The following is a 16,364-nucleotide window of genomic DNA, read 5'->3' as shown; positions in this document are numbered from 1 at the left end:
TACAGACTCGGATTTATCTGAGTGAGTCATATCGGACTGATCATTCCCTCCCGCAGGAGTTGTATCGTTCACCCCATTTACCGACAATAGCCCGGTTATTTGAGTTAGATGCCAGCGTTGTGCCGCCGTTTGCCATAAAGTGCGGCTATGATGAGGATATTGCCGTTGCGGTAGTGCGGGCAAAGATGATTAATAAGCGCCCCGCGGAAAAGGGGCCGGCATGATTAACAGGAGTACAGGTGCCACGATTTTATGTTTGTTGCATGGCGAGCCTGCTGCTTGCCGCGCCCGCCCTTGAGGCGGCGACCGTGCGATTACAGGTAGATGGCTTAACCGGGGATCTGCAAAAGAATGTCAGAGCGCGCCTCTCCACCATCGGCAACGATGAGGTTTCTAATGATGGCCGGTTTCGCGCACGTGTCTCTGTTGCGATAAAAGAGGGACTGCGTGCACTCGGTTATTACGAGCCAACCATCGATTTTGAATCGCGCCCCGCGCCTGCGAAGGGTGGACGACCGGTGTTACTGGCCCATGTCACGCCTGGTGTACCGGTAAAAATCGGCGGCAGTAACATCGTGGTCGAAGGCGATGCTCGCAACGATCCTGACTACAAAGCCTGGGTGAAGCAGGGACGGCCCAAAGTGGGCACGCAGCTTAACCACGGGCAATATGACAAATTCAAAAGCGGCTTCTCTAATCTTGCGCTGCGTAACGGCTATTTCGACGGCACTTTTAAAAAAAGCCAGCTCGGCGTCTCGGTTGAACGTCATGAAGCGTTCTGGGATATCGACTACGACAGCGGCGAACGCTATCGCTTTGGTGACGTCACTTTCAAGGGATCGCAGATCCGCGAAGCGTACCTGCAAAATCTGGTGCCGTTTAAAGAAGGCGACAACTACAGCTCCCGCGATTTAGCCGAGCTGAACCGCCGCCTCTCCGCGACCGGCTGGTTTAATTCGGTGGTGGTCGCGCCGGAATTCAGCAAGGGACGACAGACCAAAGTACTGCCGCTGAGCGCAGTCATGTCACCCCGCACTGAAAACACCATTGAAACCGGCGTGGGCTACTCCACAGACGTTGGGCCGCGCCTGAAAGGGACCTGGAAAAAACCGTGGATCAACGACAGCGGCCACAGCCTGACGGCCAGCGCCTACGTTTCCGCGCCGGAACAGCAGGTCGATCTCAGCTACAAAGTGCCGCTGCTGAAAAGTCCGCTTGAGCAGTACTACACCTTCTCCGGCGGCCTGAAGCGCACCGACCTCAACGACACCAAAGCGGACACCACGACACTTGCAATGTCGCGCAACTGGGACAGCAGCAGCGGCTGGCAGAAGGCGGTCAACCTGCGCTGGAGCCTGGATCACTTTACTCAGGGTAGCGTGACCAACACCACTATGCTGCTCTACCCTGGCGTCAGCGTAAACCGCACCCGTTCCCGAGGCGGCCTGATGCCGACCTGGGGTGATTCACAGCGCTATTCGGCAGACGTCTCTGATACCACCTGGGGGTCAGACGTCGACTTCCTGATCCTGCAGGCGCAAAACGTCTGGATCCGTACCCTGGGCGACAATCATCGCTTTGTGGCGCGCGGCAATCTGGGCTGGATCGAAACCAACGACTTCGAAAAAGTGCCGCCGGATCTGCGCTTCTTTGCCGGTGGTGACCGCAGTATTCGTGGTTACAAATACAAAAATATTTCACCGCGCGATGATGACGGCAAACTCACCGGTGCGTCAAAACTCGCCACCGGATCGCTGGAATACCAGTACAACGTCACCGGGAAATGGTGGGGTGCGGTGTTTGTCGACTCGGGCGAAGCGGTTAACGACATCAAACAAAGTAACGTCAAAACCGGTGCGGGCGTCGGCGTGCGCTGGTCTTCACCGGTTGGCCCCATCAAATTTGATATCGCCAGACCCATCGGGGATGACGAAGAGCATGGATTACAATTTTACGTAGGGCTGGGGCCAGAACTATGAAGCTGTGGAAAAAGGTCCTGATCGGCATTCTGATCTTTCTGGTCGTGCTGTTGGGCGGCGTGGCATTTTTAATTGGTACCACGCCTGGGCTGCATTTAGTGCTGAAAGGTGCATCGCGCTGGGTGCCTGGCCTGTCAATCAAACAGGTTGAGGGTGGCTGGCGGAACCTGACCCTTAACGGTCTGCGCTTTGAGATGCCAGGCGTCAGCGTCGATGCCGGGCAAATCCATCTGGCGGTAGATCTCAACTGCCTGCTGCACTCCTCCGTGTGCGTTAACGATGTCTCCCTGCGCGATATCAGCGTAGTGGTCGACAGCAAGAAAATGACGCCTGCCGCGCCCGCGCCGGAAGAGGAGAGTGGTAGCACTAACCTCAGCACGCCATACCCCATCACGCTGCGTCACTTTGGCCTGCACAATATCAATGTCAAAGTTGATGACACCGCAATCTCGCTGCTCGATTTCACCACTGGCCTGCAGTGGCAGGATCGCGCGCTGACGCTGAACCCGACTCACATCCAAAGTCTGCTGGTTGCGCTGCCGAAAGCGGCGAAAGTGGTGAATGACGAGGTGGTCGATCCGAAAGTGCAGCAGCCGCATCCGGACGAGAAACCGCTGGGCGAAACGTTGCATGCGATGTTTGCACAACCGCTGCTGCCTGCACTGCCCGATTTCCGTCTGCCGCTGGATATTGACGTGCAGCAGGTTCTGGGTGAACAGCTGCGCATTACCGGCGACACGGATATCTCCGTCAGCCGGTTACTGTTAAAAGCCAGAACCGCCGACCGTCAGATGCAACTGACGACGCTGGAAGTGGACTCGAATCTTGGCAACCTGAAGGGTAGCGGTCAGGCGACGCTGGCAGATAACTGGCCGGTCGATTTCTCCCTGAACGGCACGGTCAATACCGATCCGATTAAGGGCGAGAAGCTGGCGCTGAAACTTAATGGCGCGATGCGCGACGAGCTGAAGCTGGGCCTGAATCTTTCAGGTCCGGTGAATGCGCAACTGGATGGGACGACCCAGCTGGCGGTTGCGGGACTGCCGCTGTCACTGCAGCTAACCAGTCCGCAGCTGCGCTGGCCATTAACCGGGCCGATACAGTATCAGGCCGATAACCTGGACTATCAGTTCAAAGGCAAAGCCACTGACTATGTGATGTCACTGCAGACCGCCGTGAAGGGCGAATCTGTGCCACCGGCTACTCTCTCGCTGACGGGTAAAGGCAACGTTGAGCAGTTCAGCCTCGATCGCCTGCGCGTGGCCGCGCTGCAGGGCAATATCGATCTCACCGCGCTGGTGGACTGGAGCAAAGCAATCAGCTGGCGCAGTGAACTGACGCTGGCGGGGATCAATACGGCTAAACAGTACCCCGACTGGCCCGCGCGGCTGGATGGCAAAATCACTACCCGCGGCAGCCTGTATGGTGGTACCTGGCAACTGAGCGTGCCGCAACTTCAGCTGAAAGGAAACGTGAAGCAGAATGCCGTGACGGCTGATGGCTCCCTGACCGGTAACAGCTACAACCAGTGGACAGTGCCGGGCATTAAACTGGCGCTGGGACGCAACCATCTGGATGTCAAAGGCGCGCTGGGCGACAGTCTGGATCTTGATGCCAGCATCGACGCGCCACAGCTCGACAATGCGCTGCCAGGTCTGGGCGGTGTCGTCAACGGCACCATTAAAGCGCGTGGCACCCTGAAGGCACCGCAGCTGCTGGCCGATCTCAATGCCCGTGGTCTGCGCTGGCAGCAGATGCAGATTAATCGCGTCACGCTGAATGGCGACGTCCGTTCCGGCGAACAGGTGGCGGGTAAACTGCAACTGCGTGTCGAGCAACTGAAGCAGGATGCGCTGAACATCAGTCTGCTAACGCTGAATGCGGACGGCAATGAGCATCAGCATCAGCTGAAGCTTAATGTGCAGGGTAAACCGGTCTCAGGTCAGCTGGCGCTGAACGGCAGCTTTGATCGTCAGGCCGGGCGCTGGAAAGGCTCCCTGAACGATACCCACTTTGATACCCCCGTTGGCGAGTGGCGTCTGACCCGTGCCATGGCCATCGACTATCTCAACAGTAGCCAGACGGCGACCATCGGGCCGCACTGCTGGCAGAACCCCAATGCGCAGCTCTGTGTGCCGGAACCGGTTGAAGCGGGTCCGGCAGGTCATGCGCATGTGGTGCTGAACCGCTTTGACCTGGCAATGGCCAGGCCATTTATGCCGGAAGCGACCCAGCTCAGCGGCCTGTTCAGCGGCGACGTGCGCGTTAACTGGACCGCAGACGGTGGCCTGCCGACCGGCGCCGTGGCGCTGAAAGGCAACGGCGTGAAAGTGGTGCAGGATGTGCAGGGTAATAGCCTGCCGATCGTTTTCGACACGCTGAACCTTAATGCCGCGCTGCAAAACGGACGCGCTAAGCTCGACTGGCTGATCCGCATCGCCAAAAACGGGCAGCTGGATGGCAACGTGCAGATCGACGATCCACAAAACCGCCGCACGCTGGGCGGTAACGTCAACATCCGCAATATCTCGCTGGCGATGATCAATCCAGCGCTGATGCAGGGCGAGAAGATCAAAGGCAGCCTGAACAGCAGTCTGCGCCTGGGTGGCAGCGTACAGCAGCCGCAGGTGTTTGGTCAGCTTGGCCTGACGGGGGTTGATGTGGATGGCAACTTTATGCCGGTCGATCTCACTGCCGCTAACCTGAATCTGGTGTTCAATGGCATGAGCTCCACGCTGAACGGGCTGGTGCAGACTGCACAGGGCAACATCAACCTCAGCGGTAACGCAGACTGGAGCCAGCTTGATAACTGGCGTGCGCGCATTGCAGCGAAGGGCAGCCGGGTTCGCGTGACCGTGCCGCCGATGGTGCGCATGGATGTCTCGCCGGATCTGGTGTTTGAAGCAACGCCAGCCGCCTTTAACCTGGACGGCAGCGTCGATATTCCCTGGGCACGCATCACGGTGCAGGACGTGCCGGAAAGCGCCACTGGCGTCTCGTCGGATGAGGTGATGCTGGATAAACAGCTGAAGCCGATTGCACCGCAAACTGCCTCGATTCCGATTAACAGTAATCTGGTCATCCACGTCGGCAACGATGTGCGGCTCTCTGCGTTTGGCCTGAAAGCGAAGCTGAATGGCGATCTGAAAATGGTGCAGGATAAGTCAGGACTTGGCTTAAACGGTCAGATCAACATTCCGTCCGGTCGTTTCCACGCTTATGGTCAGGATCTGATCGTGCGTAAAGGCGAGCTGCAGTTTGCCGGTCCGCCGGATCAGCCTTACGTTAATCTGGAAGCCATCCGTAACCCGGATGCGACGGAAGATGGCGTCACGGCGGGTCTGCGCGTCACCGGTCTTGCCGATGAACCGAAAGCGGAAGTCTTCTCCGATCCGGCGATGTCGCAACAGGAAGCGCTTTCTTACCTGCTGCGTGGTCAGGGATTGGGCAAAGACGGCGACAGTAACGCACTGACTTCGGCACTTGTTGGCTTAGGGGTTGCACAAAGTGGGCAGGTTGTGGGTAAAATCGGGGAGACCTTCGGTGTCAGCAATCTCGCCGTGGATACTGCCGGTGTTGGCGACAGTCAGCAGGTGCAGGTCAGCGGCTATGTGCTACCGGGTCTGCAGGTAAAATACGGTGTTGGCATATTTGATTCACTGGCGACGTTAACCTTGCGTTACCGCCTGATGCCTAAGCTCTATCTGGAAGCCGTGTCCGGTGTGGATCAGGCTCTCGATTTGCTCTATCAGTTTGAGTTTTAGCAATGCGAATAATTGTCTACGGCAGTTTACGGCGCAAACAGGGAAACAGTCACTGGATGACCAATGCGCAGTGGCTGGGTGATCACCAGATTGACGGCTTTGAGCTTTACAGTCTGGGCCATTATCCCGGCGTCATAGAGGGCAATGGAGCGGTACATTGTGAGGTGTACCGCATTGATGCCTCAACCCTTGCGGAGCTGGATGCGCTTCGCACCAAAGGGGGAGAGTACAAACGTTTTCTGACTCAGACGCCGTTTGGCAGTGCATGGCTTTATGTCTATCAACGCTCAGTGGCAGGACGCCAGCGCATTATGAGTGGTGACTGGCTAAAGCGTGATGAGGAGCCAGAGGCCTGAACAAAAACACCGTCCAGTTGGACGGTGTTTTTTTTTCGACTCACAAACCGGCAGCAGAATTACTTCTTCTGTGCGCGCTCGTAAGAGGAGATGATTTCAGCTTTGGCGGCTTCGGCGTTATCCCAGCCATCCACTTTCACCCATTTGCCTTTTTCCAGATCTTTGTAGTGTTCAAAGAAGTGGGTGATCTGTGCACGCAGCAGTTCTGGCAGGTCGTTCACATCTTTGATGTGATCGTACTCTTTGGACAGCTTGGTGTGCGGAACGGCAACCAGTTTGGCATCTTCGCCAGACTCGTCGGTCATTTTCAGCACGCCAACCGGACGGCAGCGGATCACTGAGCCTGGGACCAGCGGATACGGGGTCGGAACCAGTACGTCAACCGGATCACCATCCAGAGAAAGGGTATGGTTGATGTAGCCGTAGTTGCACGGATAGAACATGGCGGTAGACATGAAACGGTCTACAAACAGGGCACCAGACTCTTTATCAACTTCATATTTGATCGGATCAGCGTTCGCTGGGATCTCAATGACAACGTAGATATCTTCTGGCAGGTCTTTACCTGCTGGCACCTGGTTCAAACTCATCTGGCATTCCTTCAGTAGTCGTATGTTGAGTGTCGGCTATTATAGCCAACTGACTCTGAATGTATGCCCCCTTTTTGGCGTTTCGGAATGCGCCCAAACGTTACTTCGCCGCTACCAACAGCGAAACAATGCCTGCGGCAATCAGTGGCCCTACCGGCACGCCCCGGAAGAACGCCACCCCAATCACTGTACCAATCAGCAACCCCCCGATTACCGAAGGCTGCACACTCATAAAGTTCACGCCACGACCGCCCAGCCAGGCCACAAAAATCCCCACCAGAATCGCCACAATCGACTTCCAGTTGGCAAAGGATTTGATCAGAGCGGAGGCGGGCAGTGAGCCGCTGGCCAGCGGAGCCATTACCGCCACGGTAAGAATAATAATGCCTAAGGTAATGCCCTGTTTTTCGACATAGGGGAAGAACCGGGCCAGCGGGGTTATTTTAATCGCCAGCAGCACCAGAATGGAGATGGTGACCGCATTGTTGTGAACGAAATAACTCAGTACGGCGAGGCCGATCAGAATAAGGGTCGAGGCGTAAGCAGCCATGGTTTCTCCCTGAAGGTTATTGAACGCACTGACTTCCGCCAGTGCAAAAGCCCGTTATCGATCAGCAGTCATCGGGGTTCCCACAACTGCCTGCAGCCCATGACTGCAGCATCAGCGCCTGATTACGCACCAGGCTCAGACTCTGGGCGCTCAGAGCTACGCTACCCAGCGTTCCCTGAGAACTAAACTGACTGCGGCTCGCCTCAAGCCAGCTGTCGCGGTAGCGCAGCCAGGCACGCTGAGCGGCACGAAGTTTGTTTTTCGGTTCGCCGGAGAGTGTTTTCATCAGCTTGCTGTACTGCTTATTCATCTCCTGATCCCAGACCTTGTTTGCCGCCGCGTAGCACTGGTTCATGGCAAGAGTGGTCGAGGCATTATTGAGGCAACGATCAGGCGAGGCGTCTGATGGCATGTCCTCTGCCAGCGCCGATGTGCTGAGGCAGAGCAACATCAGAAACAATCCTGGTTTCATTCTTTTCTCCGGATAACGCAAGGGCGGCGATCAGCTTGATGGATGTTTCTGTGATGATCAAGTTGTTAACACTAATCAGCGTTAAAGTTTCGGACCGTTACTGCCGATAATTTCTCCGCTTTAGGGCCGCTTGAAATTCGCCTTTTCACATATACGGAAACTATCAGGATGAAACAGTTATCACTTCGCACGGGGTTGCTGGCATTGCTGGCATTCATGACACTGCTGCTGTTGGCGGTGAGTTTGATGGGTATCGTGGCAATCAATAAAGGAAATCGCTCGCTGGATGTGATCAACCGCATTCAGGGGATCGAGCTGAACAGTCTGTATAAGAGCAATTCGGATCTGATGCGGGCCCGCGCTAACGCGGCGCTGGCGGTACGTAAAATTGAAATTGGTATGCTGGAAGAGGGCGCGGCAGTCACAAAACTGTCGCAGGCGGATGTGGTGTCATCGCAGAAAAACCTGAAGCGTTTTGTGGACGCCGGAACGGTGACGGCGCACGGCAAAATGCTGGCGGATGCAGTTTCAGCCAGTTATAAAGCCTACCTCGACCAGGGCATCAAACCGATGATGGACGCGCTGGACAAGCAATATACTGACGAATATTACCAGCTGCTGGAAGGCAACCTGGCGACACTGGCGGCCAGTTACGATAAAGCGGTCAATGACTTCAGTCAGCTGGCCGATCAGATCACCCAGGCTCAGCTGGCAGAGGCGGCCTACAACGAAACCAAAATGAAAATCCTGATCGCCGTGGCGGGAGTGTTAACCCTGCTGTTGCTGGTGCTCGCCTGGCAACTTCTGCGCCGGATGCTGCTGCAGCCGCTGAACCTGGCGATTGTCCATCTTGAGCGAATCGCGGCGGGCGATCTGTCGCAGGCGCTGCCACCGTCCAGCAACAATGAGCTGGGTCGGCTTAATCATGCCCTGAGCGGGATGCAGCAGTCGTTGCGCACTTCGGTGAATCAGGTGCGCGAAGCGAGTATGCAGATAGACATCGGCAGCCGTGAACTGGCAGCCGGTAACGTCAATCTGTCGCAGCGCACCGAAGAGTCCGCCGCCTCGCTGGAGCAGACGGCGGCCAGCATGGAGCAGCTTACGGCCACGGTGCGCCTTAACGCCACGAATGCTCAGCAGGCGAATCAGCTGGCTAGCGCGGTCTCTGAGACCGCCGATCGCGGCGCTGAGGTGGTCAGCTACGTGATGGAAAAAATGAATGAGATTACCGACAGCGCCAATCGCATCGGCGACATTCTTAGCGTGATTGACGGCATTGCCTTCCAGACCAACATCCTGGCGCTCAACGCTGCCGTGGAAGCGGCGCGAGCAGGCGAGCAGGGCCGTGGTTTTGCGGTAGTGGCAAATGAAGTGCGCACGCTGGCACAGCGCAGTGCTAACGCCGCCAAAGAGATCCGCACGCTGATCAGTGATTCGCAGTCGCGGGTCAAAGAGGGCACCGAGATGGCGACGCGCGCCGGGGAAACCATGGATGAGATTTCTGGCGAAGTGATGCGCGTTACGGCACTGATGAAAGAGATCTCAATGGCCTCCGATGAGCAGAGTCGTGGCATTGAGCAGGTCAATCTGGCCGTCACACAAATGGATGCGGCGGCGCAGCAGAACGCCGCGCTGGTGGAACAGGCAACCGCTGCGACTCAGTCGCTGGAAGCACAATCCGACCAGCTTCAGGCAACCATGGCGCAGTTCAGATTACAGACGGCGTAAAAACAAAAGGGGCGCGAAATCGCGCCCCTTTTTATATCTCTTTTTATACCACTACCGGATTAACCCTGGCGGCAATCCGGGAACTCAGCCAGGAAACGCTCAACGTCGTTCACCATTGCCTCATTACCGCAGTAGAACGGGCAACGCTGATGCAGCGTAACCGGTGGAATATCCAGAATACGTTTCTGACCGTCGGTGGCTTTACCCCCCGCCTGCTCGGCCAGGAACGCCATCGGGTTGCACTCATACAGCAGACGCAGCTTACCCTGAGGATGGCTGGCGGTGCTTGGGTAGAGGTAGATGCCGCCTTTCAGCAGGTTACGATGGAAATCCGCAACCAGCGAGCCGATGTAACGTGAGGTATAAGGACGATGCGTTGGCAGATCCTCTTCCTGACAGAACTTCAGATATTTCTTCACACCCTGCGGGAAACGAATGTAGTTACCTTCGTTGATCGAATAGGTGTAACCGGTTGGTGGATAGGTCATACGTTCGTGACTGAGGCAGAACACACCCAGTGACGGATCGTAAGTAAACGCATGCACGCCTGCACCGGTGGTGTAAACCATCATGGTGGATGAGCCGTAGACCACGTAACCTGCCGCAACCTGCTTGTTGCCCGGCTGCATGAAGTCCGCTTCAACCACTGGCGTGCCAGGTTCACTGACGCGATGATAAATAGAGAAAATGGTGCCGACGGAAACGTTAACGTCGATGTTAGAAGAACCATCCAGTGGATCCATTAACACCACGTACTTACCGTTTTCCTCACCTTCAAAGATAACGAACTCGTCTTCTTCCTCAGAAGCGATACCGGCGACGATGCCACGTGCTTTCAGTGCTGCCTTCAGTTTTTCGTTAGCAAACAGATCCAGTTTCATCTGCTGCTCACCCTGAATATTCTCGACGCCGCTGGCACCAAGGATATCCACTAAACCGGCTTTATTGATGTCGCGGTGGATAATTTTGGCACCCAGCTTGATAGCTGAAATCAGCGCCGTCAGTTCACCTGTGGCGTGCGGAAAGTCGTGCTGCTTCTCGACGATAAATTCGCCCAACGTTTTCATAACACATTCCCTGAATCTTCGATGGAGTGGCAGCACGCGTAACAGTCTGCCAACGGATGCGTACGCAGTTTAGCCGAATGAACTTCAAAAACCATAGTCCTAATCCGTTTCTTCCGTCTGCGACCAGCGTTACACTGTGCGCCGAACTTTTGAGTAATGGATCATGTTATGCGCATTCACATCCTCGGGATTTGTGGCACTTTTATGGGCGGTCTGGCGATGCTGGCTCGTTCACTTGGTCATCAGGTGACCGGTTCAGACGCCAACGTTTACCCGCCAATGAGTACCCTGCTCGAACAGCAAGGCATTGAATTAACAGAAGGTTATGATGCCAGTCAACTCGATCCGGAGCCTGACTTAGTCATCATCGGCAATGCGATGACGCGGGGTAACCCTTGTGTGGAAGCGGTGCTGGAACGCAACATTCCTTACCTCTCTGGCCCGCAATGGCTGCACGATTTCGTGCTGCGCGATCGCTGGGTGCTGGCCGTGGCCGGAACCCACGGCAAAACCACCACAGCAGGCATGGCAGCGTGGATTCTCGAGGCCTGCGGCCTTGAACCCGGCTTCATTATTGGGGGTGTGCCTGGAAACTTCGATGTCTCGGCAAAATTAGGAAAAAGTCCATTCTTCGTGATTGAAGCGGATGAGTACGACTGCGCGTTTTTCGACAAGCGTTCCAAGTTTGTCCATTACTGCCCACGCACCCTGATCCTCAACAACCTTGAGTTTGATCACGCCGACATCTTTGATGATCTGCGGGCGATCCAGAAGCAGTTCCATCATCTGGTGCGGATCGTGCCGGGGCAGGGCAAGATCATGTTGCCGGAACATGATCCTAACCTCAAACAGGTGATGGCGATGGGTTGCTGGAGCGAACAGGAAAGCGTTGGCGAGCACGGACGCTGGCAGGCGAAGAAGCTGACCAACGATGCGTCTCACTGGGAAATCTGGCTCGACGGCGAAAAAGTCGGGGAAGTGAACTGGTCGCTGGTTGGCGAACACAACATGCATAATGGATTGATGGCGATTGCTGCCGCGCGGCATGTGGGTGTGAAGCCGGAAGATGCTGGCCAGGCACTCAACACCTTTATCAATGCACGTCGCCGGCTGGAGCTGCGCGGCGAGGTTAACAGCATCAAAGTCTATGATGACTTTGCTCACCATCCGACCGCAATTCTGGCGACGCTGGCGGCTCTGCGCAGCAAAGTTGGCGGCAGAGCGCGCATCCTGGCTGTGCTGGAGCCCCGCTCCAACACGATGAAGATGGGTGTCAGTAAAAACGATCTGGCGCCGTCACTGGCGCGTGCGGATGAAGTCTTCCTGTTCCAGCCGCACCATATTCCGTGGCAGGTTTCAGACGTGGCAGAAGCGTGTATTCCGCCAGCGCACTGGAGTGCAGATATCGATACTCTGGTAGAGATGGTGGCGAAAGCCGCGCAACCAGGCGACACGATTCTGGTCATGAGCAACGGCGGGTTTGGTGGCATTCACCAGAAGCTGCTGGACAGGCTGGCCTGATATCAAGGGCGCCCACATCGGGCGCTTTTTTTTTTAAAAGTTATTCCCTGAATTAATGCAGCATATTTTGAGTTCGATCTGTTCACTCTTCCCGTTATTGCCCTGTTTCTCCTGTTAGTGTCTGAAACCGAAAGGCCCCTCTTGCTGTTTATTTTTAGCATCATCTCAGTTGCTGCTTAAATAAATTCTGAGGCGTTAAAAGAATCACTTACAGGTTTATTTAAGTGCAATCTTATATTCATGCGAATTTTAAATATAAGTTAACGACAGGTTAATAAAATAAGCCTGGCTAATGCATTGCCCTGATTGCCACTAATAAGGATGTTGTTATGGGAAATAATAAGTCATTACCCTTTTTACCGGGTGCCACGTTGTTGTTTAACGCGACCGCAGCGCTGGCGACGGCCACCGTTGACTATCGGCAACTCCTCGCGCACCGAATGGACGTTTGGTGTGGCACCCTGGTATAAAATTAATGACCGCTGGTCTGTCGGCGAATTATATCGCCTTGAGCTGACGGATTATGCGCATGAGGATCGATGTCGCACCGGTGGTATTGATTATTATGATACTGACCGTCATCGTACTACCAACCGATTTGATCTCTATCTGCGGAATAAAAGCGATCGGCTGACCACCACTTATAAGCTGGTGTATAAGCACGCGGATGCGAAACTGTTTGCCAGTAAACATGATGACTACGAACAGGCGTTACAGTTCGATTATGCGACTGGCAACGGTCGCGTCTGGGTGCCTTACGTCACCTTTGGCGATATCGGACGGTCTGCCACGTCGAGTCAACGCCAGCTGCGGCTGCGCACCGGTATTCTCTACATCTATCGGTAAATGCTCTGCCGGGAGGCGGGCGAGGCTGCCCGCCATGGCATTACTTCGCTTCGGCCAGTTCGCGCAGGTACTGGAAAATCTGACGGGCAGACTTCGGCGGCTTGCTGCCCGCTTTCTCTTTCTGCGCGTTACGGATCATGCTGCGCAACTGCTGACGATCGGCTTCAGGGTAAAGCGCAATCACGTCGCCCATTGCCTCATCGCCCTGTTCAATCAGACGATCGCGCAGCATTTCCAGTTTATGGAACAGCGCAACCTGCTGGTTATGGCGATTATTGAGCTTATCCAGCGCAACGCGGATCGGCTCCACATCAATACCTCGCAGCAGTTTACCGATCAGCTGCAGCTGACGGCGGCGACCCTCTTTTTTGATGCGCTGCGCCAGTTCAACTTCGGTACGCAGGCGCTCATCCAGCGGGATTTTGTCCAGCGAGTTTTTACCCAGATCAACCAGTTCGGCACCCAGGCGCTTTAACTCTTCTGCATCGCGTTTAATTTCACTCTTACTGACCCAGATAATCTCTTCATCTTCTTCTTCGTCATTATCTGGCACATCGTCGAGCCACTCATCGGGCTGTTTGGTCATTTCCGGGCTCCCAAAAAAAAGAGGGTAATCCTACCAGTTTATCGGGTGACTGCGAAATTGTTCTCTGACTCTGATAGACTCAAATCATTCACATATAAGATTATGGGCAGGTCGATGAACGTATCTACTCAGGTTGCAGAACAGCGAAAAGTACTGGAGCAGGCCATTTCGCAGGCACTTGAACTGGCTAAAGCAGGCACTGACAGCGCGGAAGTGGCCGTCAGTAAAACCACCGGCATTGGGGTCAGCACCCGCTATGGCGAAGTGGAAAACGTCGAATTCAACAGCGACGGTGCGCTGGGCATCACCGTTTATCATCAGAATCGTAAAGGCAGCGCCTCATCGACTGACCTCAGCCCGGACGCGATCAAACGTACCGTGCAGGCGGCGATTGATATTGCGCGCTACACCTCGCCCGATCCGTTTGCTGGCCCGGCCGACGCGGAGCTGCTGGCCTATGATGCGCCGGACCTGGATCTTTATCATCCATGGGAGATTGATGCTGACCGCGCCATTGAACTGGCGGCACAGGCGGAACAGGCGTCGCTGCGTGCAGACAAACGGATTACTAACACCGAAGGTGGCAGTTTTAACAGCCACGTCGGCATCAAAGTCTTTGGCAACAGCCACGGTATGTTGCAGAGCTACTGCTCAAGCCGTCACTCGCTCTCCAGCAGCGTCATTGCCGAGCAGGATGGCAACATGGAGCGCGATTACGCCTATACCATTGGCCGCGCGTTTGAAGATCTGAAAAGCCCGGAATGGGTAGGTGCAGAGTGCGCACGCCGCACGCTCTCCCGTCTGGCCCCGCGTAAACTGCCGACCATGAAAGCCCCGGTAATTTTTGCTTCTGAAGTGGCGACCGGCTTATTTGGTCATCTGGTTGGCGCGATCAGCGGTGGCAGCGTGTACCGTAAATCGACCTTCCTGCTGGATTCAATGGGTCAGCAGATTCTGCCGGAGTGGCTTACCATCAATGAACAGCCGCATCTGCTGAAAGGACTGGCCTCTACGCCATTCGACAGCGAAGGCGTGCGGACTCAGGCGCGTGACATCATTAAAGATGGCGTACTGCAGACCTGGCTGTTGACCAGCTATTCAGCCCGTAAACTGGGCCTGACCAGCACAGGCCACGCTGGCGGCATCCATAACTGGCGCATCGCGGGTCAGGGCCACAGCTTTGAGGCGCTGCTGAAGCAGATGGGCACCGGATTAGTGGTGACCGAGCTGATGGGCCAGGGCGTCAGCGCCATTACCGGTGATTACTCACGCGGGGCTGCTGGTTTCTGGGTCGAGAATGGCGTTATTCAGTACCCGGTCAGCGAAGTCACTATCGCCGGAAATCTCAAAGAGATGTGGCGCAACATGGTGACCATTGGTGACGATATTGAAACCCGTAGCAATATCCAGTGCGGTTCCGTGTTACTGCCTGAGATGAAGATAGCGGGACAATAAGATGGATTCCTGAAGCAGCCTGTTGGCTGCTTTTTTTTCATCACAATAAAAAGGAAGTAATGATGCGTAAGCATGTGATTGCAATGTTGTCGGCTTCTCTGTTGTTCTCCAGCGTCAGCCTCTATGCGGCGGATCTGGAGCAGGATATGGACACGCTGAATGCGAACCTGAAAATCGTCAAGAAAAGTGACGATGCGCAGGAGATGCAGCAGGCGTTAACTAAAATGCGTGCCGCGGCGCAGGATGCTAAAAAATCGACGCCAGATAAGCTGGAAGGTCAGCCTGCTGACAGCGCGCAGGTCAAAGATTATCACGCGGGTCTCGACTCACTCATTGCACAGATCGACGTGGTCAGCGCGCTGGCGAAAGCCAACAACGTGGATGGCGCAAAGCGCGAAGCGGCCAAATTTGATGACATCCGCAATACCAACCATAAGAAATTCCGTTAATCAGATCGCCGGTCAGCCTGACCGGCGGTTTTTTACCATCACTTCTGCTTATCACCGCGCCCTGAATATCAACGCGCTGCGCCTGTCGCCGCACAACATCACCACCTGACACCGATAAATCCCTCATTTTGCGCATTATGCGACGTGTGTCGCACTAAGTGTGCAGCCTGCGATCTGACGCACAACCTTCACGTCAATTTCCACTTGCTGCTGGAAATGTTGACTCTGCACAGCCGGGGCGATGACCGTTAATGTGTTTCTAACGCGAATTATCCGGTTTAACAGGAGTAGCAAGGTGAGCAATAACGGCGTCCCGGTGTATGAAGCGCCACCGGAGAAAGTGCAGCAGCTGGCTGACAGCGTGATGACGCAGATTGCGGCGATCTATCAGCAGCATGGCATTCAGCCCAATGCGGTTCAGCAGCAGATGCTGCAATCGCATGTCGGTGCCATGGCGTCGCGATCGCTGACCGGCGAGCCGCTGCCGGAAGTGGAAGCGGATCTGTTCGAGGATATTCCACCGGAAACGGTCGCGCTGGCACAGCAGGTCGTCGATCTGTTTGGCAATCTCCCCCGCGAAGAGGCCTGGCTGCTGTCAGTGCATATTGAAGTCGCGCGATCAAACAACTAAAGAGGAACACAAGATGGTAACAGTCGTGATTGGTGATCGTTTAGGTAAAGGCCAGAAAGTGGCGGCGGGCATCGAAAAAGCGGGTGGCCGTGCCGTCGTGGTGCCAGGTGTGGCCGCTGACATGAAACTGGGCGACGTGATGAAGGCAGAGAACGCCGATTTCGGCATCTCGTTCTGCGGCAGCGGCGGCGCAGGCGCTATCACCGCGCAGAACAAATATGGCTACAAAGCTAAGCATGGCATGCGCTCTGTCGACGAAGGCGTCACCGCCATTAATGAAGGTGCCACGGTGCTGGGCTTCGGCTTTATGGATAAAGAAGAGTTAGGTGAGCGGCTGGTGCAGGCCTGGAACAAGAAGCACGGCAGCTGA

15 protein-coding genes are annotated in these 16,364 nt (G+C 55.4%); 10 read left to right on the top strand and 5 right to left on the bottom strand.

Annotated elements, in window-relative coordinates; translation table 11 throughout:
• Nucleotides 1–263: 263 nt before the first annotated feature.
• From HZZ01_RS16550 to HZZ01_RS16540, 3 genes are read left to right on the top strand one after another with little or no spacing between them, the layout of a single operon-like run.
• The gene (locus tag HZZ01_RS16550) at nt 264–1,979 is read left to right on the top strand and encodes an autotransporter assembly complex family protein (RefSeq protein WP_179898699.1); all 1,716 of its coding nucleotides are present in this window, start codon (nt 264–266) and stop codon (nt 1,977–1,979) included.
• Nucleotides 1,976–5,743 (top strand): translocation/assembly module TamB domain-containing protein, encoded by a 3,768-nt coding sequence (locus HZZ01_RS16545; protein WP_179898646.1) that lies wholly within the window; start codon nt 1,976–1,978, stop codon nt 5,741–5,743. Before HZZ01_RS16550 ends, HZZ01_RS16545 begins: the two co-directional genes overlap by 4 nt.
• Before the next feature lie 2 nt (nt 5,744–5,745).
• Nucleotides 5,746–6,099: a gamma-glutamylcyclotransferase gene (locus HZZ01_RS16540; RefSeq protein WP_179898645.1), complete on the top strand. Its 354-nt coding sequence runs from the start codon at nt 5,746–5,748 to the stop codon at nt 6,097–6,099.
• A gap of 59 nt (nt 6,100–6,158) precedes the next feature.
• Here the strand turns inward: HZZ01_RS16540 and ppa are convergent, their stop codons facing one another.
• The 3 genes from ppa to HZZ01_RS16525 form a co-directional block, all read right to left on the bottom strand.
• Nucleotides 6,159–6,689, bottom strand: a complete 531-nt coding sequence (gene ppa / locus HZZ01_RS16535; protein ID WP_003855519.1) for an inorganic diphosphatase — start codon at nt 6,687–6,689, stop codon at nt 6,159–6,161.
• 100 nt (nt 6,690–6,789) lie between these two features.
• Nucleotides 6,790–7,239, bottom strand: coding sequence for a DUF441 domain-containing protein (locus tag HZZ01_RS16530; RefSeq protein ID WP_179898644.1), 450 nt, complete (start codon nt 7,237–7,239; stop codon nt 6,790–6,792).
• Between the two features lie 61 nt (nt 7,240–7,300).
• Nucleotides 7,301–7,711 (bottom strand): lysozyme inhibitor LprI family protein, encoded by a 411-nt coding sequence (locus tag HZZ01_RS16525; RefSeq protein ID WP_179898643.1) that lies wholly within the window; start codon nt 7,709–7,711, stop codon nt 7,301–7,303.
• Between the two features lie 168 nt (nt 7,712–7,879).
• On the opposite strand from HZZ01_RS16525, the gene HZZ01_RS16520 reads away from it, so the two are divergent.
• Entirely contained in the window at nt 7,880–9,439 is a 1,560-nt protein-coding gene (locus tag HZZ01_RS16520; protein WP_179898642.1) for a methyl-accepting chemotaxis protein, read from the top strand.
• Nucleotides 9,440–9,498: 59 nt separating this feature from the next.
• On the opposite strand, the gene fbp is transcribed toward HZZ01_RS16520, so the two are convergent.
• On the bottom strand, nt 9,499–10,506 hold the full coding sequence (gene fbp / locus HZZ01_RS16515) for a class 1 fructose-bisphosphatase (RefSeq protein WP_179898641.1): 1,008 nt from the start codon (nt 10,504–10,506) through the stop codon (nt 9,499–9,501).
• Between the two features lie 168 nt (nt 10,507–10,674).
• Here fbp and mpl point away from each other — a divergent pair, with 168 nt between their 5' ends.
• Nucleotides 10,675–12,027 (top strand): UDP-N-acetylmuramate:L-alanyl-gamma-D-glutamyl-meso-diaminopimelate ligase, encoded by a 1,353-nt coding sequence (gene mpl, locus HZZ01_RS16510; RefSeq protein WP_179898640.1) that lies wholly within the window; start codon nt 10,675–10,677, stop codon nt 12,025–12,027.
• Nucleotides 12,028–12,438: 411 nt separating this feature from the next.
• The gene (locus HZZ01_RS16505) at nt 12,439–12,873 is read left to right on the top strand and encodes an oligogalacturonate-specific porin KdgM family protein (protein ID WP_255434280.1); all 435 of its coding nucleotides are present in this window, start codon (nt 12,439–12,441) and stop codon (nt 12,871–12,873) included.
• A 40-nt stretch (nt 12,874–12,913) separates the two neighbouring features.
• Here HZZ01_RS16505 and yjgA read toward each other — a convergent pair whose 3' ends face one another.
• Nucleotides 12,914–13,459: a ribosome biogenesis factor YjgA gene (gene yjgA, locus HZZ01_RS16500; protein ID WP_179898639.1), complete on the bottom strand. Its 546-nt coding sequence runs from the start codon at nt 13,457–13,459 to the stop codon at nt 12,914–12,916.
• A 114-nt stretch (nt 13,460–13,573) separates the two neighbouring features.
• On the opposite strand from yjgA, the gene pmbA reads away from it, so the two are divergent.
• The 4 genes from pmbA (at nt 13,574) to HZZ01_RS16480 (ending at nt 16,364) form a co-directional block, all read left to right on the top strand.
• Nucleotides 13,574–14,914 carry a metalloprotease PmbA gene (gene pmbA, locus HZZ01_RS16495; protein ID WP_370463491.1) on the top strand — a complete coding sequence of 447 codons (1,341 nt, stop codon included), beginning with the start codon at nt 13,574–13,576 and terminating at the stop codon, nt 14,912–14,914.
• Nucleotides 14,915–14,976: 62 nt separating this feature from the next.
• On the top strand, nt 14,977–15,363 hold the full coding sequence (gene cybC, locus HZZ01_RS16490) for a cytochrome b562 (RefSeq protein WP_179898698.1): 387 nt from the start codon (nt 14,977–14,979) through the stop codon (nt 15,361–15,363).
• A 295-nt stretch (nt 15,364–15,658) separates the two neighbouring features.
• Nucleotides 15,659–15,994 carry a glycine dehydrogenase gene (locus tag HZZ01_RS16485; RefSeq protein WP_179898637.1) on the top strand — a complete coding sequence of 112 codons (336 nt, stop codon included), beginning with the start codon at nt 15,659–15,661 and terminating at the stop codon, nt 15,992–15,994.
• A 13-nt stretch (nt 15,995–16,007) separates the two neighbouring features.
• Nucleotides 16,008–16,364 (top strand): SFCGS family glycine-rich protein, encoded by a 357-nt coding sequence (locus HZZ01_RS16480; RefSeq protein WP_010256477.1) that lies wholly within the window; start codon nt 16,008–16,010, stop codon nt 16,362–16,364.

The organism is Pantoea sp. WMus005 (assembly GCF_013415305.1).
GTDB lineage: Bacteria > Pseudomonadota > Gammaproteobacteria > Enterobacterales > Enterobacteriaceae > Pantoea > Pantoea rara.
Note: the sequence above shows the minus strand (reverse complement) of the source record. Positions and strands in the feature narration are given on the sequence as shown.